This window comes from Nonomuraea sp. NPDC049625 (assembly GCF_040675285.1).
GTDB lineage: Bacteria > Actinomycetota > Actinomycetes > Streptosporangiales > Streptosporangiaceae > Nonomuraea > Nonomuraea angiospora_A.
In genome coordinates, this window is the sequence record NZ_JBFAOQ010000015.1 from 199,263 (window position 1) to 221,885 (window position 22,623).

Annotated in this window: 22 protein-coding genes; 4 read left to right on the forward strand and 18 right to left on the reverse strand. The window is 71.5% G+C overall.

What is annotated here, in order from left to right:
* Positions 1-101: 101 nt before the first annotated feature.
* The gene (locus AB0J87_RS47015; RefSeq protein ID WP_363978027.1) at positions 102-1,304 is read right to left on the reverse strand and encodes a tetratricopeptide repeat protein; all 1,203 of its coding nucleotides are present in this window, start codon (positions 1,302-1,304) and stop codon (positions 102-104) included.
* A complete protein-coding gene (locus tag AB0J87_RS47020; protein WP_363978030.1) occupies positions 1,301-2,644 on the reverse strand; it encodes an AAA family ATPase in 1,344 nt (447 codons plus the stop codon). Before AB0J87_RS47020 ends, AB0J87_RS47015 begins: the two co-directional genes overlap by 4 nt.
* Positions 2,645-2,794: 150 nt before the next feature.
* Here AB0J87_RS47020 and AB0J87_RS47025 point away from each other — a divergent pair, with 150 nt between their 5' ends.
* Positions 2,795-3,496, forward strand: coding sequence for a hypothetical protein (locus AB0J87_RS47025; RefSeq protein ID WP_363978033.1), 702 nt, complete (start codon positions 2,795-2,797; stop codon positions 3,494-3,496).
* A 6-nt stretch (positions 3,497-3,502) separates the two neighbouring features.
* On the opposite strand, the gene AB0J87_RS47030 is transcribed toward AB0J87_RS47025, so the two are convergent.
* The 6 genes from AB0J87_RS47030 to AB0J87_RS47055 all read right to left on the reverse strand — a co-directional run bounded on the left by AB0J87_RS47030 (position 3,503) and on the right by AB0J87_RS47055 (position 9,690).
* Positions 3,503-5,029: an OmpA family protein gene (locus AB0J87_RS47030; protein ID WP_363978035.1), complete on the reverse strand. Its 1,527-nt coding sequence runs from the start codon at positions 5,027-5,029 to the stop codon at positions 3,503-3,505.
* A 38-nt stretch (positions 5,030-5,067) separates the two neighbouring features.
* Positions 5,068-5,820 carry a sulfite exporter TauE/SafE family protein gene (locus AB0J87_RS47035; protein WP_363978038.1) on the reverse strand — a complete coding sequence of 251 codons (753 nt, stop codon included), beginning with the start codon at positions 5,818-5,820 and terminating at the stop codon, positions 5,068-5,070.
* 57 nt (positions 5,821-5,877) lie between these two features.
* The gene (locus tag AB0J87_RS47040) at positions 5,878-6,861 is read right to left on the reverse strand and encodes an NAD(P)-dependent alcohol dehydrogenase (RefSeq protein WP_363978041.1); all 984 of its coding nucleotides are present in this window, start codon (positions 6,859-6,861) and stop codon (positions 5,878-5,880) included.
* Positions 6,862-6,960: 99 nt separating this feature from the next.
* Positions 6,961-7,632, reverse strand: coding sequence for a response regulator transcription factor (locus AB0J87_RS47045; protein ID WP_363978044.1), 672 nt, complete (start codon positions 7,630-7,632; stop codon positions 6,961-6,963).
* Entirely contained in the window at positions 7,629-8,753 is a 1,125-nt protein-coding gene (locus AB0J87_RS47050; RefSeq protein ID WP_363978047.1) for a histidine kinase, read from the reverse strand. The genes AB0J87_RS47045 and AB0J87_RS47050 overlap by 4 nt, the downstream gene beginning before the upstream one ends.
* 13 nt (positions 8,754-8,766) lie before the next feature.
* Positions 8,767-9,690: an AEC family transporter gene (locus tag AB0J87_RS47055; protein WP_355193799.1), complete on the reverse strand. Its 924-nt coding sequence runs from the start codon at positions 9,688-9,690 to the stop codon at positions 8,767-8,769.
* 79 nt (positions 9,691-9,769) lie between these two features.
* Between AB0J87_RS47055 and AB0J87_RS47060 the strand changes: the two genes are divergently transcribed.
* The gene (locus tag AB0J87_RS47060) at positions 9,770-10,723 is read left to right on the forward strand and encodes an NAD(P)-dependent oxidoreductase (protein WP_363978051.1); all 954 of its coding nucleotides are present in this window, start codon (positions 9,770-9,772) and stop codon (positions 10,721-10,723) included.
* 15 nt (positions 10,724-10,738) lie between these two features.
* On the opposite strand, the gene AB0J87_RS47065 is transcribed toward AB0J87_RS47060, so the two are convergent.
* A complete protein-coding gene (locus tag AB0J87_RS47065) occupies positions 10,739-13,057 on the reverse strand; it encodes a M28 family peptidase (protein WP_363978054.1) in 2,319 nt (772 codons plus the stop codon).
* Positions 13,058-13,135: 78 nt separating this feature from the next.
* The gene (locus tag AB0J87_RS47070; RefSeq protein WP_363978057.1) at positions 13,136-14,329 is read right to left on the reverse strand and encodes a cytochrome P450; all 1,194 of its coding nucleotides are present in this window, start codon (positions 14,327-14,329) and stop codon (positions 13,136-13,138) included.
* 115 nt (positions 14,330-14,444) lie between these two features.
* Between AB0J87_RS47070 and AB0J87_RS47075 the strand changes: the two genes are divergently transcribed.
* Positions 14,445-15,956, forward strand: coding sequence for an FAD-dependent monooxygenase (locus AB0J87_RS47075; RefSeq protein WP_363978060.1), 1,512 nt, complete (start codon positions 14,445-14,447; stop codon positions 15,954-15,956).
* On the opposite strand, the gene AB0J87_RS47080 is transcribed toward AB0J87_RS47075, so the two are convergent.
* The 5 genes from AB0J87_RS47080 to AB0J87_RS47100 form a co-directional block, all read right to left on the reverse strand.
* Positions 15,940-16,227: a hypothetical protein gene (locus tag AB0J87_RS47080; RefSeq protein ID WP_363978063.1), complete on the reverse strand. Its 288-nt coding sequence runs from the start codon at positions 16,225-16,227 to the stop codon at positions 15,940-15,942. The two genes, AB0J87_RS47075 and AB0J87_RS47080, sit on opposite strands and share 17 nt — an antisense overlap.
* 6 nt (positions 16,228-16,233) lie before the next feature.
* Entirely contained in the window at positions 16,234-16,638 is a 405-nt protein-coding gene (locus AB0J87_RS47085; RefSeq protein WP_363978065.1) for a hypothetical protein, read from the reverse strand.
* A gap of 90 nt (positions 16,639-16,728) precedes the next feature.
* Positions 16,729-18,156, reverse strand: coding sequence for a HAMP domain-containing sensor histidine kinase (locus AB0J87_RS47090; protein ID WP_363978068.1), 1,428 nt, complete (start codon positions 18,154-18,156; stop codon positions 16,729-16,731).
* Complete coding sequence (locus AB0J87_RS47095) at positions 18,153-18,893, reverse strand: response regulator transcription factor (protein ID WP_350723497.1); 741 nt, start codon at positions 18,891-18,893, stop codon at positions 18,153-18,155. The genes AB0J87_RS47090 and AB0J87_RS47095 overlap by 4 nt, the downstream gene beginning before the upstream one ends.
* A gap of 140 nt (positions 18,894-19,033) precedes the next feature.
* Positions 19,034-20,209: a hypothetical protein gene (locus tag AB0J87_RS47100; RefSeq protein ID WP_363978072.1), complete on the reverse strand. Its 1,176-nt coding sequence runs from the start codon at positions 20,207-20,209 to the stop codon at positions 19,034-19,036.
* Between the two features lie 434 nt (positions 20,210-20,643).
* On the opposite strand from AB0J87_RS47100, the gene AB0J87_RS47105 reads away from it, so the two are divergent.
* Entirely contained in the window at positions 20,644-21,111 is a 468-nt protein-coding gene (locus tag AB0J87_RS47105; RefSeq protein ID WP_363978075.1) for a hypothetical protein, read from the forward strand.
* A gap of 364 nt (positions 21,112-21,475) precedes the next feature.
* Here the strand turns inward: AB0J87_RS47105 and AB0J87_RS47110 are convergent, their stop codons facing one another.
* The 3 genes from AB0J87_RS47110 to AB0J87_RS47120 are packed head-to-tail and all read right to left on the reverse strand — an operon-like array spanning position 21,476 to position 22,619.
* On the reverse strand, positions 21,476-21,862 hold the full coding sequence (locus AB0J87_RS47110) for a helix-turn-helix transcriptional regulator (RefSeq protein ID WP_363978078.1): 387 nt from the start codon (positions 21,860-21,862) through the stop codon (positions 21,476-21,478).
* A gap of 54 nt (positions 21,863-21,916) precedes the next feature.
* A complete protein-coding gene (locus AB0J87_RS47115) occupies positions 21,917-22,384 on the reverse strand; it encodes an NUDIX domain-containing protein (protein ID WP_355193822.1) in 468 nt (155 codons plus the stop codon).
* 10 nt (positions 22,385-22,394) lie between these two features.
* On the reverse strand, positions 22,395-22,619 hold the full coding sequence (locus AB0J87_RS47120; RefSeq protein ID WP_363978082.1) for a hypothetical protein: 225 nt from the start codon (positions 22,617-22,619) through the stop codon (positions 22,395-22,397).
* Between the last annotated feature and the right edge of the window lie 4 nt (positions 22,620-22,623).

Consider the following 22,623-nt stretch of genomic DNA (forward strand, 5'->3'; position numbering starts at 1 on the left):
TTCGGAGAGGGAGAACGCGGCGTCATGCTCGGCCGCCGTCTTCACGCTCGTCAACGCACCGTGGGTTCTACGGCTGTGACCAGGCAGAATGCTTGAAAGTTTCACCGGGCAGGCTGGCGCTCGGGAGCGGGGAACAACCGGCGTACGCCGGCGGCCACCCAGATCGTGCCGATCCCGGCGTACAGGGCCAGCAGCGCGGCGCTCGGCGAGCCGAGGACCACGGACGCGACGATCGCGACCACGAGCAGCCCCGTCCAGCCGTACAGCACGCGGCGCCCGCGGGCCGAGCCCGTGTGCGTGGCCTCCTGCACCGGAGTGACCAGCGCCATGAGCGCCGCCCCCGCCATGCCGAGCGCGTCCTGGCCGAGCGCGATGCCCAGCGCGAGCACGCCCACCCCGGCGGCCAGCAGCGCGCAGCTCGCGATGGCCACGCGGGCCTCGACGCCCTCGAACAGCAGCTTGGTCGCCTTCGCGCGGGCCAGCCGCAGCACGGTCACCGCCTCGGCCACCCACGCCGCCCAGTGCAGCACCGCGATGAGGACGAACACGGCGATGAGCGGCGGCACCGCGGGCAGCAGGAGGACCATCCGCCAGCCGCCCAGGAACCGGCCGCGCAGGTTCGACAGGATCCGGTAGAGCGGGTTGCGCTGCTTCAGCGCCGTGACGAGGAGGTCCCTGGCCGGGTCGAAGCCGGGGTCGAGCCGGAGCACCTCGCGGAAGGCCGCGGCGGCCGTCTTCGCGTCGCCGGCGGCCAGCGCCGCGTGCCCGTACGCCAGGTGCGCGGTCTCGCTCTCCGGATCGAGCCGTACGGCGTCCGCGGCGGCGGCCCTGGCCTGCTCCGCCTCCCCGAGCTGGACGTGCGCCATGGCCAGGAGGCTCACCAGGTCCGACTCCTGCGGATCGATGGCCAGCCCCCGGCGGGCCGCCTCGACCACCTGGCGGTACTGGCCCAGCCGCAGGTGGGCGCGGGCCAGCAGCTCCCAGGTCGACGCCGACTCGGGGTTGTGCGCCAGCGACGTCTCGGCGGCGGTGACGGCCAGGTCCGGCCGCTGGATGCGGAGGTAGACCTGCCCGGCCATGTAGTGCGGGTACGACTGGTCGGGCGCCAGCCGTACCGCCTCCTGGGCCGCGGACACGGCCTCGGCGGTCCTACCCTGCTGGACGAGGGCCAGGCCGAGCAGCGAGAACGCGGTGAAGTGCTCGGGCATGACAGCGAGCACGCCGCGCAGCTCCCGCTCCGCGTCGGCCGGGCGGCGCATCTGCAGCAGCGTGCCCGCCCGCTGGATCGACTCGCGTGGGTTCACCGCTTGCCCTTGATCCAGGGCATCAGCTCGTCCCACGCGCCGGACTCGTTGGCGTGCAGCACGTAGTTGCGCGCGGTGGCCAGCCACTCGCGCACAGCGGTGGGCCTGGTGACCTGGGCGACGGCCAGCAGGTCGTGGGTGTTCATCGGGATGGGCCGGCCGGCGCTGATCGACTGCTGGAGCTTGACCTCCACCGCGCGGTCCACCACGCCCTTCAGGTCCGCGCCGACGAAGTGGTCGGTCACCCGCGCCACCGCGTCGAAGTCCATCTCGGCCAGCGGCTTGTCGCGGCAGAGGAGGCGCAGGATGGCCGCGCGAGCCGACGGGTCGGGCGGCGGCACGAACACGAGCTGGTCGAAGCGGCCAGGGCGGCGGAACGCCACGTCGATGTACCAGGGAGCGTTCGTGGCGGCCAGCACCAGGACGCCCTCGTTGGCGTCCTGGTCCACGCCGTCGAGCTCGGCCAGGAACTGGTTGACCAGCTGCCGGGTGTGGGCCTGGCGCATGTCGGAGCGGCGCGCGGCCAGCGCGTCCACCTCGTCGAAGAACAGCACGCACGGGCGGTTGCGGCGGGCCAGTTCGAACGTGGCGCGCAGGTTGCGCTCGCTCGACCCCACGTACATGTCGAGGATGTCGGACAGGCCGACGTTGACGAACGACGCGCCGAGCTCGCCGGCCGCGGCCCTGGCCAGGTGGGTCTTGCCCGCTCCGGGCGGGCCGTACATCAGGACGCCGCCGCCGGCGCGCTTGCCGTACGCGGCGAACAGCTCGGGCTGCTGGAGCGGCAGCAGCAGCTTCACCCGCAGCGCCTCCTTGACCTCGTCCATCCCGGCCACGTCGGCGAAGGTGACCTTCGACTTCTCCACCTCCGCGCCGGAGGGCGCGTCCGCCGGGGTCGTCGCGTACGGGGCGGGCGCCGCGGGCACGGACGGGGCGACCGGGGTGGTCAGGCGGGCGGCCAGCTCGGGGTCGGCGACGGACGCGTCACGGGAGACCGCCTCGTGGTAGCGGTAGGCCGCCCGGCCGAAGTCGCCCTCGCCGAGCAGGGCCCTGGCCGCGAGCACGCCCATCCGCGGCGGGTAGCCGGGCGAGGCCAGGAACGGCTCCAGCGCCGAGAGCGCCGCGCCGTGGGCGCTCTGCCGGACGAACGCCTCCGCCAGCCCCGCCGAGATGTCCGGGTCCTTGGGCGCGAGCAGGAGCGCGGCGCGGAACTCGGCCTCGGCGTCGGCCAGGTACCCCTTGGTCAGCAGCTGCTCGGCGAGATGCCGGCGGAGCGGGAGGTTGTCCGGAGACAGGCGGGCCGCCTCGCGTAGTGCCTGGAGGCCGGCATCGTCGGGCACGTGCCTGGTCCCTTCTGTCGCAGGATTCGGTCGTACTAAAACTACGCAGATTACCCTCTCGCGAGCCGGGCGAGAGTAGTCCTGGCTCTACCGCCGGTTCTCGCCTCAGCGCCCGTGTGCGCGGGCGCGCCCGCCGCTTGGATCGGTGGCATGACGATCACGCACACGCTTCCCGGGCGCTGGGTCGAGGGCGCCGGGCTGGTGCTCGGCCCGTCGCTGCTGCTCGCCGGGGTGCTCATCCGGGCGGGCGAGGGCGACTTCTTCCCCGACCAGCTCGCCGCCTACGCCGCCCACCCGGAGCGGATGGTCCTGTCCTACAGCCTGTACGCCGCCGGGGTCGTGCTCCTGTGGCCCGCGGTGACCTCGCTGGCCCGCCTGATCAGGACCTCGCACCCCGGCTGGGCGCAATGGGGCGCCACGCTGGTGGTCCTCGGCCTTTTCGGACGGGTCTTCCACGCCGGGGTGAGCCACCTGGCCTTCCACCTGGTGGACGCCCTCGGCCTGGCGTCGGCCCAAAAGGCGGTCAGCGCGACTTACGGCGCCTTTCACGTGTTCAAGGCGGTCAACGTCTGCATCATGGCCGGCTGGATCGTGCTCGCCGTCGGCGCCTACCGCGCCAGGGCGCTCGGCGTGATCCGGTGCGTCTGCCTGGCGCTGGCGGCAGGGCTGCCGCTCGGCGTGCTCAAGGGCAGCAGCGACCCGATCTCGCTGGTCGCGCTGGCCGGGCTGGCGGTCGCGTTCGTGCCGCTGGGCGTCGCCGTGCTGCGCGCCGGCCCCGCTCCCAGGTGGTGGGCCGCCGCCCTGGTCGTGGCGCTGATCCCGGCCGCGTTCTTCTTCGGGCTGTCCGGCTGAGCGCGGCTACTGGACAGGAACCTGGAGGTCGCGGAAACTCCCGATCTTGACGCTCATTGTCGTGGCGCTGTCGGGCAGCTCGAACAGCCCCCAGAACTCCTTCTCCGCGCCCGGCCCGAACTTCGTGGTGCTGAGCCGCACTCCGGACACATCCGTGCAGGCGCAGTACGCGTCCACGCCGCCGCTCTCCGCCGGCACCTGGAGGCGGCCGGGCAGGTACCGCCTCCTGGCGGCCACGTCGGTGAGCCGCACGTTGAAGGCCGCGCGATATTTGAACGACATCCAGTCCTGCGCCTGGTGCAACTCGTTGAACCAGGCCTCGGCGGACCCATCGTTCTTGATCCGGTAGGTCAGCAGCCCGAGGCCGCCGGTGAGCCGGCGCAGCCCCGTCACCTTCATGGAGATCGGCTGGCCGTTCGCCTTCCCCGTGCCGGTCAGCCCGGTCGCGCCCGGAGCGTCGGTCGCGGCCGGCTGCTCGGCTGCGGCGACCTGCGGCCTGGCGAACGTCACCGTGACCCGCCGGTTGCGCCGCCTGCCCTCGTCGGTGTCGTTGCCGTAGAGCGGGCGACGGGAGCCGTACCCCTTGGCCTGGAAGCCGACGCCCTGCCTGGTGACGAGCGCGGACAGCGCCTTGCGCACGGCCTCGGCGCGACGCGTCGAGAGCGGGTCGTTGATGGCGTTGTCGCCGGAGGAGTCCGCGTGCCCCTCCACCCGTACGGACGAACCGGACGAAGCGTCGACCAGCTTGGCGGTACGCGCGAGCACGGCCCTGGCCTTGGCGGTGAGCGTCGCCTTGTTCAGCGCGAAGAGCACATCCGCGGAGAGGCTGACCTGGAGGTCCCTGCCGTCGTCGGCCGTCTCCTCCGATCCGTCCAGCGACTCCGACGGCGTCACGAGCGGGCGGACGACGGTGGTGACGGGCTCGGCGTCCGGATCGGGGATCGTCGTGCCGGGCGGCGTGACCGGCGGCTCGTCGCTGATCGGCACGTCCGGCATCGGTGGGCCCACCGGGGTGACGACCGTGGCGGCGGCGGGGTTTCCCGAGGGGGCGGGCATGACGGCGTACACGTTGATCGACTCGCCGGGGTCGATGAAGTAGGCGAGGCCGTCGCGGTCCTGGTCGGTGCACAGGCAGGGGAAGTCGGCCGGTTTGTACGGCAGGATCCAGGCCCGGGCCGGCGCGTCGAGCACGCCGATGCCCGAAGCCCAGCGGATCTCCCCCAGCGGGCGGGTGTTGTCGCCCATCTCGCCCGTCCACGGCAGCTTCTTGTCCGCTCCCGTGTTGGTGAGCCTGAGCTGAGCCACCAGGTGCTTGGCCTTGACCCGGTTCAGCCCGACGACCTCGACCTTGAGGTCGGGGGTCATGGTGCTGCGCGTCTCCGCCAGCGCCGGGCGGGTGTCCTGGGGCGTCCCGTTCGGGCTCGCGGCGGCGGTGGTCGAAGGGGGAGTACTGGGGGTGGGGGCAGGGGTCTGCTGCGCGCAGGCCGACGCCATGAGCAAAGCGACGAATGGGGGGATAATCCGATAACTCACCGGATGATCCTGTCGTACTCTCCGTCCGAATATCGGCATTACGGCTGGGCGAGAAGCTTGACGATCGCGACGACGCCGATGCAGACGATCACGCCGCGCAGGATCGGGGCGGGCAGCTTGCGGCCCAGCCGCGCGCCGAGGAAGCCGCCGATCGCCGAGCCCGCCGCCACCAGCAGCACGGCCAGCCAGTCGACGTCCGCGACCAGGATGTACAGGACGGCGGCGGTGAAGTTGACCAGCAGGGCGAGCACGTTCTTGGCCGCGTTGATGCGCTGCAGCTCCTCGTCCAGCATGATGCCCATCAGGCCGATGAGCAGGATGCCCTGGCCGGCGCCGAAGTAGCCGCCGTAGGCGCCGGCGGCGAGCGTGCCCAGCCACAGCCAGGGCCCGCCGTGCGCGCGTCCGGGCCGGGTGGACAGCAGGCGGCTCAGCCTGGGCTGGATGAGGACCAGCGCGCAGGACAGGGCGATCAGCACGCTGACGATCATGTTGAAGCTGCTCTCGGGCAGGGTGAGCAGCAGCAGCCCGCCGGCCAGCGAGCCGATGACAGAGGCCGGGGCCAGCCTGAGCAGCCGCTCCCGCTGGCCCTTCAGCTCGGGCCGGTAGCCCATGACGCCGGAGAGGCCGCCGGGGACCAGGCCGATGTTGTTGGAGACGTTCGCCGTGATCGGCGGCAGGCCGACGGCCAGCAGCGTGGGGAACGTGATCAGCGACCCGGAGCCGACGACGGTGTTGATGGCCCCGCCCGCCACCCCGGCCGCCAGCACCGCGACCATCTCCAGTGGTGTCATGCTCGGAACTCTAGGACACATCTCTCTTACTAAGACAAATCAGTCCAGGATGTGGGATCAGATGGAGATCACGACCTTGCCGGACGCGTGGCCCTCCTCCTGGTAGCTGACGGCCGCCGGGATCTCCGCGAACGGGTAGGTCCGGTCGATCACCGGGTGGATCTCGCCGCCCTCGATCAGCTCGGCCAGCGTCATGAGGTTCTGCCTGGTCTCCGTGCAGGGCACGACCTGCGTCACGACCACCCGCTGGGACACGAACAGCCCCGCGATGACCGTCGCGAACACGTGGCTCGCGGGCTGGAACCAGCGGCCGGCCGGGCCGCCGACGAGGACGTGGGTCGCCTTGCGGGTCATCACCCGCCGGCAGGCGGAGCCGGAGCGGCTGCCCGCGATGTCCAGCAGCAGGTCGTAGCGCCGCCCGCTCCGGGTGAAGTCCTCCTTGGTGTAGTCGACGACCTCGTCGGCGCCGAGCGACCTGACCAGGCCCACGTTCCTGGAGCTGCACACGCCGGTGACGTGCGCGCCGAACACCTTGGCGAGCTGGACGGCGAACGTGCCCACGCCGCCGGAGGCCCCGTTGACGAGGACGCGCTCCCCGGGCTGGACGCGGCCGTCGTCGCGCAGGGCCAGCAGGGCGGTGCCGGCCGCCATCGGCACCGCCGCCGCCTCCTCGAACGAGACGTTCCTCGGCTTGAGCGCCAGCTCGCTCTCCGGCACGCACACGTACTCGGCGAAGCCGCCCCGCTTGGGCATCGCGTACACCTCGTCGCCGGGCCGGAACCCGGTCACGTCCTTGCCGACCGCCTCCACCTCCCCGGCCACGTCGGCGCCCAGGACGCTGAACCGCGGGGCGCGCAGCCCCGGGCCGCCGCCGCCCATCACGCGGGCGACGTACGGCTCGCCGCGCAGGAAGTGCCAGTCGTAGGGCTGGACGGAGGTGGCGCGCACCCGGACCAGTACCTCATCGTCGCCGGGAACGGGCTGGTCGATGTCGGTCAGGACGAGGGGTGAGCCGTACGCGGGAAGGACGAACGCTTTCATGGCTTTCTCCTTGTGGGGGACTCGCGACCAGTGTCGCCAGACCCGCCACGCCCGCTCTACGGCCGAAAGTACGACCTCTTCCCTGGCCGATCGGCCCGATCAGAGCCTGACGCGCTTGGTCTCGTACGCCCACATGGCGATCTCGACGCGGTTGCGGACGCCGAGCTTGAGCATGAGGCTCGCGATGTGGCTCTTGACCGTGCTGAGAGAGATGTGCAGCTCGTCGGCGATCTCGTTGTTGGTCCGCCCGCGGGCCACGGTGGCCAGGATCTCCTCCTCCCGGGTGGTCAGCGCCTCGCGGGGCTGCGCCGGCGGCGTGGCGCGCCCGGAGTAGGCGAAGTTCTGCAGCAGCCGGGCCGTGATGTTGGGGGCGATGAGCGCGTCGCCGTCGGCCGCCGCGCGGACGGCCTGGGCGAGCAGGTCCGGGCCGGCGTCCTTGAGCAGGAAGCCGCGGGCGCCGGCCCTGAGGGCGGCGTAGACGTACTCGTCGAGGTCGAAGGTGGTGATGACGACGACGGCGAGCGGATCCGCGACGCCCGGCCCGGCCAGGCGGCGGGTGGCCTCGATGCCGTCGAGGCGGGGCATCCGGATGTCGAACAGGCACACGTCGGGACGCAGCCGCTGCGCCAGCTCGACGGCCCGCCGCCCGTCGCCGGCCTCGCCGACGACCTCGATGCCGGGCTGCGCGTCGAGGATCATCCTGAGCCCGGTGCGGGCGATCTCCTGGTCGTCCGCGACGATCACCTGGATGTCGCGGTCCTGGGCGGTCACGTCGCCGCCCCGGCGCGGGGGAGCACGGCGGTCACGGTCCAGCCGCGGCCGGGGTCGGGGCCGGCCTCGCAGGTGCCGCCGAGCAGGCCGGCGCGCTCGCTCATCCCGATGAGCCCGTAGCCGGGCATCGGGTTCGCGGAGCTCGTCTCGCCGTCGTCGCTGACGAGCAGGCGCACCGACGTGTCGTCGGCGGCGACGTGGATCCGGATGCGGGTGGCGTGCCGGGCATGCCGCCGGGCATTGGTGACCGACTCCTGCGCGATGCGGTAGATCGCGGCGTCGACCGCCGGAGGCAGGTCGTCGAGGTTGCCCAGCATCTCCACCTCCACGGACGGGCCGAGGCGGACGCGCCCGGCGAGCTCTTCGAGATCGGTGATCCGCCGGCCGGGCGCCAGGTCCGCCGGCTCGTTGCGGCGCAGGACGCGGACCATGGCACGCATCTCGGCAAGGGTACGCGACGCCTCCGCCTCGATCACGCGGAGCGCGTCGATGGCGGCCTCCGGCTTCGAGGGCGCCGTGGCCAGGCCCGCCTGCGCCCGGATCGCCATGGCGGAGACGTGGTGGGCGACGATGTCGTGCAGGTCGCGGGCCAGCTGCTCGCGTTCGAGCAGCTTGACCTGGTCGAGCTCGCGCATCCGCGCCCTGGCCCGGAACCGGAACGCCGCCCCCAGCGCGACGGCCGAGAAGATGACGGCGAACGCGCCGACCGCGTCGGACGGGGCGAGGTCGTAGAAGGACGCCGAGACGCCGACGGACAGGAGCATGATCCCGAAGCCGAGCACGATCTCGTGCCCCGACCCCCACCGGTAGAGCGCGTACACGATGATCAGCAGGAACGCCATCGTGTACGTCTCGGCACGGTGACCGCCCGTCGCCAGCGGGGCCAGCATCGTGGTGACGAAAGGGATCGCGAGCATCAGCAGCGGCCTGGTGCGCCGCCAGAGCAGCGTGAACACCAGCCCGACCGTGACGGTCACGGAGACGGCCCGCCACGGCAGGTCGGGGCGGACGACCCCTTCGAGCACCGCGAGCGGCACGAGCACCCCTACGAGCGCCCAGTCCCGCCAGACGCGTAACGGAGGATCGGGGGGACGGGGCTCGTTCCACAAGGAGCGAAACACGCCTACATGGTAATCACCCGAGGACCGCGCCGATGGCGGTCATGATCGGGATGGACAGGCCCGTGGTCAGCAGGACCGCGCTGCGGGCCAGACGCCGGGCGGTGTCGTAGTTCACCGCGTACACGTAGATGTTCTGCGCCGTCGGCAGGGCGGCGAAGAGGGTGGCGGCCAGGAGCGCGCTGCCGTCGAGGCCGAGGACCAGGCGCGCGGTCAGGTAGGCGACGGCCGGTTGGACGAAGGCCTTGAGCGTGACCGCGAGGAAGATGTCCTTGCCGACGCCGTTCGCCTCGGGGGCCGCGGGGGTGCGCTGGGAGCCGTACAGGCTGAGGCCGTACGCGACGAGGGCGACGGGCACGGCCGCGCCGCCGAGCAGCTCGACCGGGCGCATGACCAGGACGGGCAGGGAGATCCCGGTGATCGCCAGCACGAGTCCGAGGAGGGAGGCGACCGTGAGGGGGTTGCGGAACGGGAGGAGCAGGGCCGCGCGCACCGAGCGGGCCCCCTTGTCGAGGATGAGGAAGGAGACCGGGGTGAGGACGATCAGCTGGAAGAGCAGGATCGGGGCGACCAGCGCGCCGTCGCCCAGCACGTAGATCGCGATGGGCACGCCCAGATTGCCGGCGTTCACGTACGACGAGGCCAGCGCGCCGATCGTGGCCTCGCGGCGGTCGCGGCCCCAGGCCAGCCGCGCCACCAGTACGTAGACGAGCTGGACGCACGCCACCGCCACCACCTCGGTCAGCAGCACCGGCGAGAAGAGGATGTGGAGGTCCGCCTTGGACACGGTGGCGAACATCAGCGCCGGGGTGGCCACGAAGAAGGCCAGACGCGACAGCACCAGCTCGTCGCTGGCCCGCAGCAGGCCCCCCATCCCGATCAGATAGCCGATCACGGCAACGGACACCAGGGCGGCGAACGCCGCGACAACCCCCGACACTGACCAACCTCCGAAATGGGACGTTGAGCAGCGTATCGGGATGCTTGACCGGCGAAGCGGCGGGTCTACGCTGGGGCGCATGCGAGTAGCGGTGATTGGCGCCAGCGGTCATATCGGCACGTACCTCATCCCCCGGTTGGTCGAAGGCGGACACGACGTCGTGGCCGTGAGCCGGGGCAAGCGAGAGCCCTACAGCCCGCACGGGGCCTGGCAGCGGGTCACCCAGATCACCGCCGACCGCGACGCGGAGGACGCCGACGGCACGTTCGGGCGGCGGATCGTGGAGCTGGAGGCCGACGTCGTCATCGACCTCATCTGCTTCACGGAGACCAGCGCCCGCGACCTGGCGGCGGCGCTGACCGGGAAGGTCCGGCAGTTCCTGCACTGCGGGACGATCTGGACGCACGGGCCGAGCAGCCGGGTGCCGACGACCGAGGACATGCCCAAGCGGCCGCTCGGCGAGTACGGCAAGCAGAAGGCCGCCATCGAGGCCCACCTCCTCGAACGCGCACACCGCGACGGCTTCCCCGCCACGATCATCCACCCGGGCCACATCACCGGCCCCGGCTGGGTGCCGGTCAACCCGGCGGGCAATGTCGATCCGGCCGTGTTCCAGACGCTGGCCGACGGCGGCGAGCTGGCGCTGCCGAACTTCGGCCTGGAGACCGTCCAGCACGTGCACGCCGACGACGTGGCGCGGCTGTTCGTGGACGCCATGGTCAACCCGTCGGTCTCCGTCGGCGAGAGCTTCCACTCCGTGGCCACCAGCGCTCTGACGCTACGCGGTTACGCCGAGGCGGTGGCCGGCTGGTTCGGGCAGGAGGCGCGCCTGACGTTCCTGCCGTGGGAGCGGTGGCGGGAGACGGTGCCGGAGCGGGACGCGCAGATCACGCTCGACCACATCTCCTACAGCCCCCACTGCAGCATGGAGAAGGCCGAGCGGCTGCTGGGGCACCGGCCCCGTTACGCGCCGCTCGAGGCCATCTCCGAGGCGGTCGACTGGCTGGTCCGGGCGGGCACCATCACCCGCTGAGGCCGGTCCGGGGCCTCACCTCGCGCTGATCTCGTACGTACGGGTGACCGCCACGAGGTCGCCGTCCTCCCGGGTCGCCGCCACCACGCCCTTCGGCCTCGGGACGAATCCGGGCACCCGCTGGAGCCCGTCGGTCTCCGCGACGGCGGTCAGCCGGAACCGGTCCGCCCCCGGGACCCGCAGCGAGATCTCCGCTCCCGTGTCAGGCAGGCCGCGGAAGCGGATCTCGCCCGGCCACGTGTTGGAGCGGACCCCGGTGACGTCGACGCTCACCGGGGTCAGGCCGTCGGCGGCGGCCGTCGCCGCGGCGATCGGGCGCTCGACCCGCAGCGTGACCGAGCGCGCCGCCCTGCCGGCGGTCACGCGGAGCCGGACCGTGTCGCCGTCGCGGCCGAGCACGGTCACCCGGGGTTCGGCGGCGCCGGCCGCCGCCGGTGCCCGTCCCGTCCAGAGGGAGGTGCCGCGGGCGTAGCCGGGGGGCAGCGGCGTGGTGTCGTGGCCGGACACGTACCTCCTGGTCCAGGCGGGCGGCTCCGCGTCGGCGCTGACCCAGTTGGCGGTCCTGGTGCCGGCGTCCATCACGTACGCGAGGTGCGTGCGCAAGGGGTTGGCCGGGTCGAAACCGTCCCGGGCCAGGCCGATCGGCACCAGCAGCACCGCGAGCCCGGCGGCGGCGAGCGGGACCAGGGACTGCCTGCGCTCCGGCAGGCACAGCTCGGCGATCGGCAGCACCGTCAGCCCGAAGACCGCCAGCACCAGCGCGGGCACCCCGCCGAGCGCGAGGCCCATCCCGTCGAACGCGGTCCTGGCCAGGGCGGGCAGCAGCGCCGCCGCCACGACCGCGCCCAGGGTCACCGCCGTCACCTGGAGCACCGCCACCTGGCGGGCCGCTCCGCGCAGCAGGATCGCGGCCGTCCCGCCGAGCGCGCAGAACAGCGCGGGCAGCGTCAGCACGTACGACATGCCCGGCGCGACCTGGGCGCACAGCAGGCCGAGCGCGGCCGGCCAGGCCAGCGCGCCGACGGCCAGCGCCGCGGGGCCGAGGCGGCGGCGCAGCGGCAGGTACCAGCAGAGCAGCGCCAGTGCGGCCAGGACCACGACGGCCGCCTGGAACGCCTGCGGTCGGTGCAGCAGCCCGCCCATCCCGTCGTACGCGGGCCGCCAGGCCACCAGCACCTCCCACAACCCCTGGGCCAGGGCCGCCGCGAGCAGCAGCGGCACGACCCCCGACACGGCGGCGACGGCGAGCCGGGGCAGGCTGAGCAGCCGCCTTCTCCGGGCCAGCACCGCCAGCCCCGCGACCGCCGCCGCCGCGAGCCCGGCCAGGGGCCAGACGAGCGCGTTCGGGTACGTGACCATGGTCCCGAAGATCCGGAAATAGGTGAGGTCGTGGTCGGCGTCCAGCGTTTCGAGGTCGGCGCCGCCGAGCGCGCGGGTCAGCGCCAGCATGTTCGAGCCGTGGTGCTGCAGGCTGCCCCGGTCGAGGTGGGCGAGGGAGTCGTCGGCGGTGTGGTAGCGGGAGGAGCCCTCGATGTAGGCGAAGTTCATGCCGGTGAAGCCGCTCTCGGCCATCGGGGTGAAGTCGGTGTTGTTCGGGAGCAGCCGGTACAGCTCGCCCAGCGTGGAGTCGCCGCGCGGGTGCGGCACGGCGTCGGCGAACGTCTCGACCAGCCCGGCGTTGTTCCTGGACGTCTGGAACATCAGCGACGGCCCGCTCACGCCCCGGGCCTCCCAGTTGAGCAGCACCCCGCCCTTGCGGCCCAGCGGGTGCTCCCTGACGAACGCCTCGGCGCCCAGCACGCCGTCCTCCTCGCCGTCCGACATCAGCAGCACGAGGTCGTTGCGGAGCGCGGTGCCCTTGAGCGCCCGTACCGTCTCCAGCATGGCCGCGACCGCGGCGGCGTCGTCCGAGGCGCCCGGGCCCATGGCCGCGGAGTCGTAGTGCGCGGCGATCACCACCGTCCCGGTCGGGTCGCTGCCCTTCGCCGTGGCCACGATGTTGTCCACCTGCCCGAACGACGCCAGCCCGGCCGACGTGTTCGCGCCGATGGCCCGCTGCACCCGCACGTCGAGCCCCGCCGCGCGCAGTTGCCCGGCGAGGTAGTCCCTGGCCCGCTCACCGGCCCGGCTGCCGATCGGGCGCGGCTCGGTGGCGAACCTCTCCAGGTGGCGCAGCGCCCGCTCCGCGCTGAACTCCCCGTCCGGCGCCGAGGCGGGCAGGGGCTGCATGGTGCTGTCCGCCATGGCGGTCAGCATGATCACGCCGGCCAGCGCGAGCAGGGCGCACAGCCCCGCCAGCGCCCGGCGGGGGACATCGAACAACTTTCCCGTCATGGCCAGGAACGCTAGGTACGCGGGCCATGGCGGCGGAATGATGCGCGTGCCCGGATCGACCTGCGGTTTTCCGCAGGTCTACCAGGCCACCTCCAGGGAGCTCATGCCGTACACGATGTGGGAGGAGCGGAAGTCCGCGGCGCCCGCCTCGCGCAGGCCCGGGAAGCGCTGGAGCAGCGCCGGGAAGGCGATCCGCAGCTCCATGCGCGCCAGCGGGGCGCCCAGGCAGTGGTGGATGCCGTGGCCGAAGGCGACGTGGCCGGGGGCGCCGCGGGAGATGTCGAACGTGCTCGCGTCGGACATGAGGGCGGGGTCGCGGTTCGCGGCGGGCAGGGCGCAGAGGACCAGCTCGCCGGGCTGGATGGTACGGCCGCTCAGCTCGACCTCCGCCGTCGCGACCTTGGTCGTGCCCGAGTTGACGATGCTCAGCCAGCGCAGCAGCTCCTCCACCGTGGCGTCGATGCGCTCGGGCTCCTTCCTGAGCAGTTCGAGCTGCTCGGGGTGGCGCAGCAGGGCCAGGGTGCCCAGGGCCAGCATGTTGGAGGTGGTCTCGTGGCCCGCGAACAGCAGCAGGCTGCCGATGCCGACGAGCTCGTCCGTGGTCAGGTCGTCGCCGTGCTCGCGTACCAGCATGCCGAGCAGCTCCTCGCCCGGGTCCTGCTGGATCCGCTGGACCAGGGCCTCCATGTACGCGCGCGCCTCGAACTGCAGCCCCAGCCGCTCCTCGCCGGGCACCGACAGGTCGAGCATCCTGCTGGTGCGGCGCTGGAAGCCGTCCCGCTCCTCGTACGGGACTCCGAGCAGCTCGCAGATGACCAGCGACGGGATCGGCAGCGAGAACGACGTGACCAGGTCGGCCGGCGAACCGGCGGCCTCCATGGCGTCCAGGTGGTCGTCCACGATGCGCCTGATCCGGGGCTCCAGCCGCTGCATCCGCCGGTTCGTGAACTCGGGGGTCAGCATCCTGCGCAGCCGCGTGTGCTCGGGCGCGTCCACGCCGAGGAGGTTGCCCGCCTGGATCTTGGCTAACTGCTCGGGGGTCATCTCGGGCGCTCCGGGGAGGCGCGCCACCGTCTGCTGGGCGATCCTGAACCGTTCGGCGTCGCCGAGGACCTCGCGGACCTCCGCGTACCTGGTGACGAGCCAGACGTCCAGGCCGAACGGGGTCGTGATGCGCCTGATCCCCTCCTCCTCCCTGAGCGCCGCCAGCTCGGGAGCCGGGTCGAACCCCACCCGCCGCATGTGCAGCGGCATCGTCGAGGACTCGGTCATGCAAACCCCTTGATGATCGTCGGTTGAGGCGTAAACCGTAACAACCCCCCAAGCCGGTCTCCAGTGCGCCCGCGCGGGGGTTGCGGTGGTGCGGGGGAAGGGACAGCATGCCCCTGTGGATGTGCCCGTGTTGGTCGCCGGAGGCGGGCCCGTGGGGCTGGCGGTCGCGGTGGAGCTGGCGTACCAGGGCGTGAGGTGCCTGGTGGTCGAGCCGCGCGAGGAGGTGTCGTGGCTGCGGCCCCGCGCGAAGACGACGTCGGCGCGGTCGATGGAGCTGCTGCGGAGATGGGGCCTGGCGGAGCGGGTGCGGGAGCGCGCCCCGCTGGCGGTCGCGTGGTCGGACCAGGCGGTGTTCGTCAGCAGCCTGCTCGGACGGGAGGTCACCAGGATCGGCGGGTGCTTCGGGCTGGACCTGGTGGGCTCCGAGCTGGCGGCCGAGCCGGGCCAGCAGGTGCCGCAGCCGCTGGTGGAGGAGGTGCTGCGGGAGGCCGTCGGCGACGCGCTGCTGACCGGATGGCAGGTGGCCGGGCTGCGGGAGGACGCCGACGGGGTGTCGGTGCGCATCGCGTCCGCCACGGGCGAGGAGCGTGAGGTACGCGCCCGGTACGTGGTCGGCTGCGACGGCCCGCGCAGCGTGACCAGGGCGGCCATCGGCGCCCGCTACGAGGGCCGCCAGGACGCCAGGCCCAACTTCAACATCGTCTTCCGCGCCCCCGGCCTGGCCGAGCGGATGCCGCACGGCCCCGCCGTGCACTACTGGGTGCTGAACCCCGCCCAGCCCGGCATCGTCGGCCGCCTCGACCTGGAGGACACCTGGTGGTGCATCGCCCAGGGCGTCCCCGCCGCCGGCGCTGATCCGATGCGGCTGGTCCGCAACCTGGCGGGTGCCGACGTCAAGGCGGAGATCCTGGCCACCGACCCGTGGACCGCGCGGATGCTGCTGGCCGACCGGTACGCGAGCGAGCGCGTGTTCCTGGCGGGCGACGCGGCGCACCAGAATCCGCCGTACGGCGGACACGGGTTCAACACCGGGATCGGGGACGCGGTCAACCTCGGCTGGAAGCTGGCCGCCGTACTGCACGGATGGGCGCCCGCCACGTTACTGGCCACCTACGAGACCGAGCGCCGCCCGGTGGCCGCCGACACCATCGAGGCCGCCGCCGCGAACATGGCCACCCTCGCCCCCGAGCTGGCCGACCCGGCGCTGATGGGGGAGGAGGCCGAGTTCGAGAAGGTGCGGCCCGCCGTGGCGGAGGCGGTGCGCAGGACGAAGGACAGCGAGTTCCACAGCCTGGACCTGGTGCTCGGCTACACGTACGAGGGCTCGCCCGTCGTCGCCGAGGGCACCGGGGAGCGGCTGCCGCACCGGTGGCTGGCACCCGGCGTGTCCCTGTACGACCGGCTGGGCCGGGGCTTCAGCGTGGTCGGGGACCAGCGCCTGCCGGGGGCCGTGGCGCTGGCCGAGCAGGCGCGGGAGCTGGGGGTGCCGCTGCGGGCCGTGGATCTGCCGGGCGTGCCCCTGACGCTGGTCCGCCCCGATCAGCACGTGGCCTGGCGCGGCGAGCACCCCGACGACGCCATGAGGCGGGCGCTCGGTCACGGCCCTTCCGTCAGCAGCCGCCCTTGAGGACGGCTCTGCGTACGAGGATGCATTGGGGCCCGTTGGCGTTGTTGTTGCTGCTTCCGTTGATGGTGTTGCCGGTGTTCACGGAGCCGTTCGCGTTCTCGAAGTTGCCGCTGTTCACCTGCCGGCCCACGCTCCGGTAGTTGCCGCTCTTCCAGGAGTTGCCGCTGTCCTTGGGGATCCCGTGCCCGAGAGCGGGAAAGGCGGGCGCCAGCGGCAACATCAGCGCGAGCTGCGCCGCGACCACCCCGGTTCGCCGTCTGAAGGTCGTCATCGAAGATCACCGGGAAATGGACTGGGAGCCGTTGGCGTTGTTGCCGCCGTTGATGGTGTTGCTGCTGTTCACGGCGCCGTTCGCATTATCGAAGTTGCCGCTGTTGATGGGATTTCCCTCATTGTGGTAGTTCCCGCTGTTGGTGGAGTTCCCGCTGTTCTCCGCGCCGTTCACGCACTTGGTCGGAGAATTGGGCGACGGCGAGTTGTAGGCGATCAGTCGATTTCCGCAGAAAACGCCGGGAAGCGCTCTGAGTACCGTACCGAGATCCGCGCCGACCAGCTCGGTGAGCAGGGAGCTTCCGTCGGGCGGCGGCGCGGCCGACGCGGCGGCCGGGGCCAGCAGCACACCGCACCCGAACGCGAGGCCCGCAACAATCCGTACGAATGCCCTCAATGCGCTGCCCGCCATTTCTCACGACATGATCCACTGAAACGTAGCACCGGGGGACGGCTCATCACGGAAAGCCCTCCAAAGGGTCGCGATAACTCGGCGCAAAAACTACTTCCGGGTCCGGCCCGGCGGCAGGCTGAGCGTGAACACCGTGTTCCCCGGCTCGCTGCGTACCTCGACCCGCCCGTCGTGGGCCGCCGTGACCGCCGACACGATGGCCAGGCCCAGCCCGCTGCCGCCGGCCAGCCGGGAGCGCGACCCGTCGCCCCGCGCGAACCTGCCGAACACGTGGGGGAGCACGTGTCCGGGAATGCCCGGCCCGTCGTCCGCGACCTCGACGCTCACCCGCTCCCCGAGCCGGACCGTCGCGGTGACCGTGGTGCCGGGCGGGGTGTGGGTACGGGCGTTCGCGAGGAGGTTGGTCACCACCTGGTGCAGGCGGTCGGCGTCCCCCAGGACCAGGGCGGGCTGGTCGGGCAGGCTGATCAGCCAGCGGTGGCGGGGCGCGGCCGCGTAGGCGTCGCCGACCGCGTTGACCACGATCGGCGACAGGTCCAGCTCCACCCGCTCCAGCGGGCGGCCCGCGTCCAGCCTGGCCAGCAGCAGCAGGTCCTCCACCAGCGTGGCCATCCGGCCCGCCTCCGAGCGGATGCGGCCGAGCGCGTGCTCCGTCTGCGGCCCGTGCCACTCGCCGCTTCGCCTGGTCAGCTCCGCGTAACCGACGATGGAGGCCAGCGGCGTGCGCAGCTCGTGGCTGGCGTCGGCGATGAAGCGCCGCAGCCTCGTCTCGCTCTCGTGCCGCACCGCGAGGGCGGTCTCGACGTGCCCGAGCATGCGGTTGAGCGCGCCGCCCACCTGCCCGACCTCGGTGTGCGGGTCGGTGTCCACCTCGGGCACGCGGGACAGGCGCACGACGTCCCCGGTGGCCAGCGGCAGCTCCGACACCCTGGAAGCAGTGGCCGCGAGCCGCCCGAGCGGGCGTACGGCACGGCGTACGAGCAGGGTGCCGGCGGCCGCCGTCAGCGCGACGCCCGCCAGCGTGACGGCGGCCTCCACCACGACGAGCCTGGTCAGCATGGAGTCCACAGCCGTCATGGGCAGCCCGGTGACCAGCACGTCGCCGTCGGGCGTACGGGCGGAGGCCATCCGGTAGGCGCCCAGCGGACCGAGGTCGACCGTCACGGGCTCGCGGGTGACGGCGGCGAGCGACGGTGGCGCGGGCAGCTCCCGCACGGTGGAGATGCCGGTCAGCACGGCGGCCCGCCGCACCACCCCCTGGCGGATCCGCGCGCCGAACGTGCCCTCGGCCTGACCGGGCGACAGCAGGAACGACACCTCCCGGGCCTGCGGCGGCGGGTCGTCCCGCTGCGCCGCCGCGCTGGTCGAGCGCCGGGCGGCCGAGGTGACCTGGCTGTCGAGCCGGTCGGTGAGGAAGTCGTGGAACAGCAGCGTCGTCGCGGTGGCGATGACGGCGCAGACGGTGACCAGCAGCGCGATCGAGGAGACCACCAGCTTGGTCTCCAGCGACATCGTCATCCGGCGGGTCGGAGCGTGTAACCCACCCCGCGCACGGTGTGGATCATCGGCTGCCGCTGCGCGTCGATCTTGCGCCGGAGGTAGGAGATGTACAGCTCGACGACGTTGCTCTGGCCGCCGAAGTCGTAGGCCCACACCCGGTCGAGGATCTGCGACTTGCTGAGCACCCGGCCCGGGTTGTGCATGAGGAAGCGCAGCAGCTCGAACTCCGTCGGCGTGAGCCTGATCTCCTTGCCGTCCCGCCGTACCTGGTGGGTCTCCTGGTCCAGCGTGAGATCGCCGACCACGAGCCCGGCGTCGGCCCGCGCCTGGGCCGCGCCCGAGCGGCGCAGCAGGCCCCGCAGCCTGATGACGACCTCCTCCAGGCTGAACGGCTTCGTGACGTAGTCGTCGGCGCCGGCCCGCAGGCCGACGAGCCGGTCCTGGAGCGAGTCCAGCGCGGTCAGGAACAGGATCGGCACGCCCGGCAGCACCGCGCGCAGCCGGGGAAGGAGCTGGATCCCGTCCATGTCGGGCAGCATGACGTCCAGGACGATCGCGTCCGGGCGGAACCCGCGCGCCGCGCGGATGGCCTCGCTGCCGTTGTGCGCACTGCGGACGTCCCAGGACTCCTGGCGCATGACCATGGAAAGGAGCTCGGTCAGCGGAGGCTCGTCGTCCACGACGAGGATGTTGATCGAGCTGCCGTCCGATCGGCGCACGGGCTCGGACCGGGAGTTCGGGCTGGTCGTGTGCATATTGGTGACGATGACCTCCCTCTATGAAGGTTTGATGATGCCTGCTTGTGAATCGCCTGTGAGCTGCTCCCGGGCGATGCGCGGAAGGGCCCGGCGGCGTGCCGGGCCCTTCCTACGCGCAGCCGTCACCCCTTATTCGGTCAGAAGAGCTTCCCGGACCAGACGTTGGCCGCGGAGGCGTAAACGCTGTAGGTCTCGGCGTCGAAGTACGGCGAGCTGATGTAGTCGACCCGGTCGTTCTCGTCCTGGTCGTAGAACGCGCTGGTCACGCCGTTGAGATAGCCGAGCCGCTTGGCACTGCTGTACTTCAGCAGCCACGGCCCGCCGTCGGCGCCGGCGGTCATGGAGCACTTCAGCCCGACGTGCTCCTCGATCTTCTTGGCGGCCGAGCCCACGGTCTTGGCCGTGGTCGTGCCGTAGCACCACTTGGGCGTGACGCCGGTGAACGGCTTGTTGCCGTCGGGCTGCGCGGCCTGCGGGTAGCCGAACACGTAGTGCGCCTTCTTCAGCGGCTGGTTCCAGGAGATGCCCTGGCCGCCGACGTTGTCGCCCAGCCGCCCCGCGTCCGTGGCGTCGATCACGTGGTACGTGTTCGACGACCGGTCGTAGTAGCCGTGGTCGGCCTTCGTGGTGTCGGTGCCCGGCTTGGCCCGGTCGGCCTCGTACTCGGACCTGGTGACGGTCGAGTCCTTGACGGTCACGCCGTTGTAGACCGAGACGAACGCGTAGTCGCGGTCGTAGTCCTCGTACACGCTGTAGTCGTAGTGCACGAACGCCTGCTTGCCGACGTAGACGCCCCACGGGGCCTTGCCCTGGTAGTAGCCGGGCACGAAGACCCAGTTGTCCATGAGCTGCTCGTCATTGGCGGTGTCGTACACGCAGTGGCCGGCCGTGGCGACCACGTTGGCGTACTTGCCCTGGATGGAGGAGGCCGAGCACCAGCGCTTCTTGCCCGCCGAGTCGACGAAGAAGACCTTGCCGACGGTCTTCGGCAGGTTGACGTTCTTCGACTTGGTGGTGGTCGTGGTGGTGCCGGTCGGGGCGACCGAGCCCGCCTTGGTGTCGGTGGACGGGGTGCCCGTGGAGGTGAGCTTGTCGACGTCGGTGGTGTCCTCCTCGACGTAGGTGGCGGCCTTCAGCGCGGCGCCGTTGTTCTCCAGCCAGTAGGCGGCGATGCCCTTGGCGGTGGTGATGCTGACGCTCTCGGTCGGCTTCACGTGCGGGGCGGCCTGCGCGCCGCCCGCCAGCGAGGCGCCGAGCAGCGCCGTGGCGGCCAGCCCGCCGCCGACGGGGGCGAGGGTGTGCTTGATCTTCAAGGGGATACTCCTTGCTCGTCGCGGGAACGCCATGAGCGTTCGGTGCGTCTGTGAGGCAGGAAGGTATCCCTCTCAGCCCAGCCTTTATGTCCTCCTATGTCCGAATTTAGCTGGCACACAGCTTGCCGTGATCGTTCCGTGATCTCGCGAAGATCGCGTCGCCGCGCCGATTCCCCAAGGCGGCCGCCGATCCTGAGAACGAACCCGGGAAGAATCTGAGAATCGCATAAGAGAAATTATGTGTTGCAGATCACCGACCCCAGGTCGAGGCCACTACCTGCGCTTATCCAATACATAAGGTGAGCACAGGCGTTTCTCAGGTTGGCTCGGCAGGGTGATTGGCGAGGGAAGACCTTCGGGGCTGAATTCAGATGTTCGGCCAGGTCCGTCCCGGATTGGATTCGTATCCAGTGCGCTTCTCCAAGCCTTTCGCCGTGACCCTCGCCAGCGCCGCTCTGCTGACGCTGCCCCTGTCGGGCGCCGCGTTCGCCGACGCCAGGCCGCAGCCGGCGGCCACCGTCAAGGCCCCGCAGCCGACGCACTCGAACCCCGTCACGCCCACTGTTACCCAGGAGCAGTGGGTCAAGGGCCGCGACGACGCTCGCAGGTTCGCGCTCAAGGTCTCCGTCGACCCCGACCGGGTGCGCGCCGGCGATTCGTACGACGTGACGATCGCCGCCAAGGGCCTGCGCTCCGGCACGGCCGTCGTGACCAGCCCCGAGGGCAAGAGCTACCGCGTGACGCTCTCCGACGGCGAGGCCACCAAGACCCTGACCGTGCCGTCCAAGACCAAGCCCGGCAGCAAGACCGTGACCGTCAAGGTCGGCAACAAGACCGCCACGGCCTCCTTCGACGTGGTGGCCCCCCGCCCGCAGCGCCACCACGACCACGACGGCAAGTAGCAGGTGGGCCAGGGGCCACCCACCCGTTGCCCGTCTGGATGGTGGGCCCGCTGACACCCGCCCCGGGACAAAGGGCTTCGCCGGAGGCGCTTCGCGCAGGGGCTCAGACGCCCCTATTCAGGCGCCTCCGGCGCACCCCCCGCGCCTCCCGCGCCATCGGTCGCGCCCGTTGACCGGTTGGATAGTGGGCCGTCTGCTGCCCGCCCGGGACCGGCTCGCCTTCGGAGAATTCGTGGGCCGGGGAGCATGGGGCGACCAGCTTTGGCCCGAGCAGCGTAAGAATTCACGAGATGGCGATCGGCCTGCCGGGTGGTGGACCCGTCTGATGCTGCTCGTGGTAGCACGTCTCGCGCGATAATCAGGCTCAGGCTGCGGGAGCACGTGGACTGATTCGCACCTCCAGTTGGGCGTCCAGAGCCCTGGCCAGTCGCTCGAGGACCGGCAGCGTCGGCACGGTGCCTCCTCCTTCGAAACGGGCCACTGCTGACTGGGTCATGTCAGCCGCACGAGCCAGCTCACTCTGGCTCCACCCACGAGATTCCCGCATCTGTCGTACTGCCCGACCGAGTTCGAAGGCGAGACGAGCCGCATCGTATGCCTCGGCCGCCCCGGGCTCGGACAGTCGTCGGTCACGAAGATCAGCCCAGTCGGTCCGCTCGGTCATCACCACTCCTCGTCCACCGAGTGCGCCTCGCCTTTGCAGCGAGACAACGCCCGCCGTGCCCGGTCCACTTCTCGATCTTCCCCTCATTCGCGTTTTTGCCAGAGCGTTCTACGACACATGGCGGCTACGGATGGCCTGGGTTCAATCAACGTGGGGATGCCTCTGCTCTAGGTAGTCGTTGAGCTGCCGCCACTGCGTGGGGTGAATGTCCAGCAAGTGCAGTTCACCCGGCTCAACCCACCGCACATCGCTCGCCTCGTCGTTGACCTCCGGCTGACCGCCGACCGGGCGGGCGATCAGCATGACCTCGTACTCCTGTCGGATCTCGCCGTCCGTGTAGGCGACGATGTGACCGGGGTCGGAGTAGATCCCAAGGATGCCCACCGGCTCGACCAAGACACCGGTCTCCTCCTCGGTTTCCCGCACGGCGCACTGCGAGGGCGTCTCACCGATCTCCATCTTGCCCATCGGCAACGCCCACTGGCCCGTGTCGCGACGGCACTGCATGAGGATGCGCCCCGCGTCGTCCACGGTGACCGTCCCACAGGCCGGTACGAGACTGTTCGCCTTGGGTGCGCTCGGGTCGTTCCAGTACTCAACTCGTCCCATGAGGTGCCTCTCAGATCTCCGCGCCGGACCACGGAACGGCTCCGGCCCAGACGCGCTCGAACGACGACATGTAGTGCTCGGCCATCGTCCCGCCATCGAGGCGGCGGAAGTGGAAGGTCGGGTTGGCCGAGGCCGGTTCTCCGTATACGTGTGGATTGACCAGGACGTCATCGTCATAGCGGAACAGCGAGGCGTACAGCGTGGTGGAGTGCAGACGAACCTCGCAGCCATCCAACTCG

Coding starts and splice junctions, on each gene's coding strand:
- AB0J87_RS47025 (WP_363978033.1), top strand. CDS start 2,795: ATGACGATCACGCACACGCTTCCCGGGCGCTGGGTCGAGGGCGCCGGG.
- AB0J87_RS47035 (WP_363978038.1), bottom strand. CDS start 5,820: ATGACACCACTGGAGATGGTCGCGGTGCTGGCGGCCGGGGTGGCGGGC.
- AB0J87_RS47040 (WP_363978041.1), bottom strand. CDS start 6,861: ATGAAAGCGTTCGTCCTTCCCGCGTACGGCTCACCCCTCGTCCTGACC.
- AB0J87_RS47060 (WP_363978051.1), top strand. CDS start 9,770: ATGCGAGTAGCGGTGATTGGCGCCAGCGGTCATATCGGCACGTACCTC.
- AB0J87_RS47065 (WP_363978054.1), bottom strand. CDS start 13,057: ATGACGGGAAAGTTGTTCGATGTCCCCCGCCGGGCGCTGGCGGGGCTG.
- AB0J87_RS47070 (WP_363978057.1), bottom strand. CDS start 14,329: ATGACCGAGTCCTCGACGATGCCGCTGCACATGCGGCGGGTGGGGTTC.
- AB0J87_RS47080 (WP_363978063.1), bottom strand. CDS start 16,227: ATGACGACCTTCAGACGGCGAACCGGGGTGGTCGCGGCGCAGCTCGCG.
- AB0J87_RS47085 (WP_363978065.1), bottom strand. CDS start 16,638: ATGGCGGGCAGCGCATTGAGGGCATTCGTACGGATTGTTGCGGGCCTC.
- AB0J87_RS47090 (WP_363978068.1), bottom strand. CDS start 18,156: ATGACGATGTCGCTGGAGACCAAGCTGGTGGTCTCCTCGATCGCGCTG.
- AB0J87_RS47095 (WP_350723497.1), bottom strand. CDS start 18,893: ATGCACACGACCAGCCCGAACTCCCGGTCCGAGCCCGTGCGCCGATCG.
- AB0J87_RS47110 (WP_363978078.1), bottom strand. CDS start 21,862: ATGAGGGGAAGATCGAGAAGTGGACCGGGCACGGCGGGCGTTGTCTCG.
- AB0J87_RS47115 (WP_355193822.1), bottom strand. CDS start 22,384: ATGGGACGAGTTGAGTACTGGAACGACCCGAGCGCACCCAAGGCGAAC.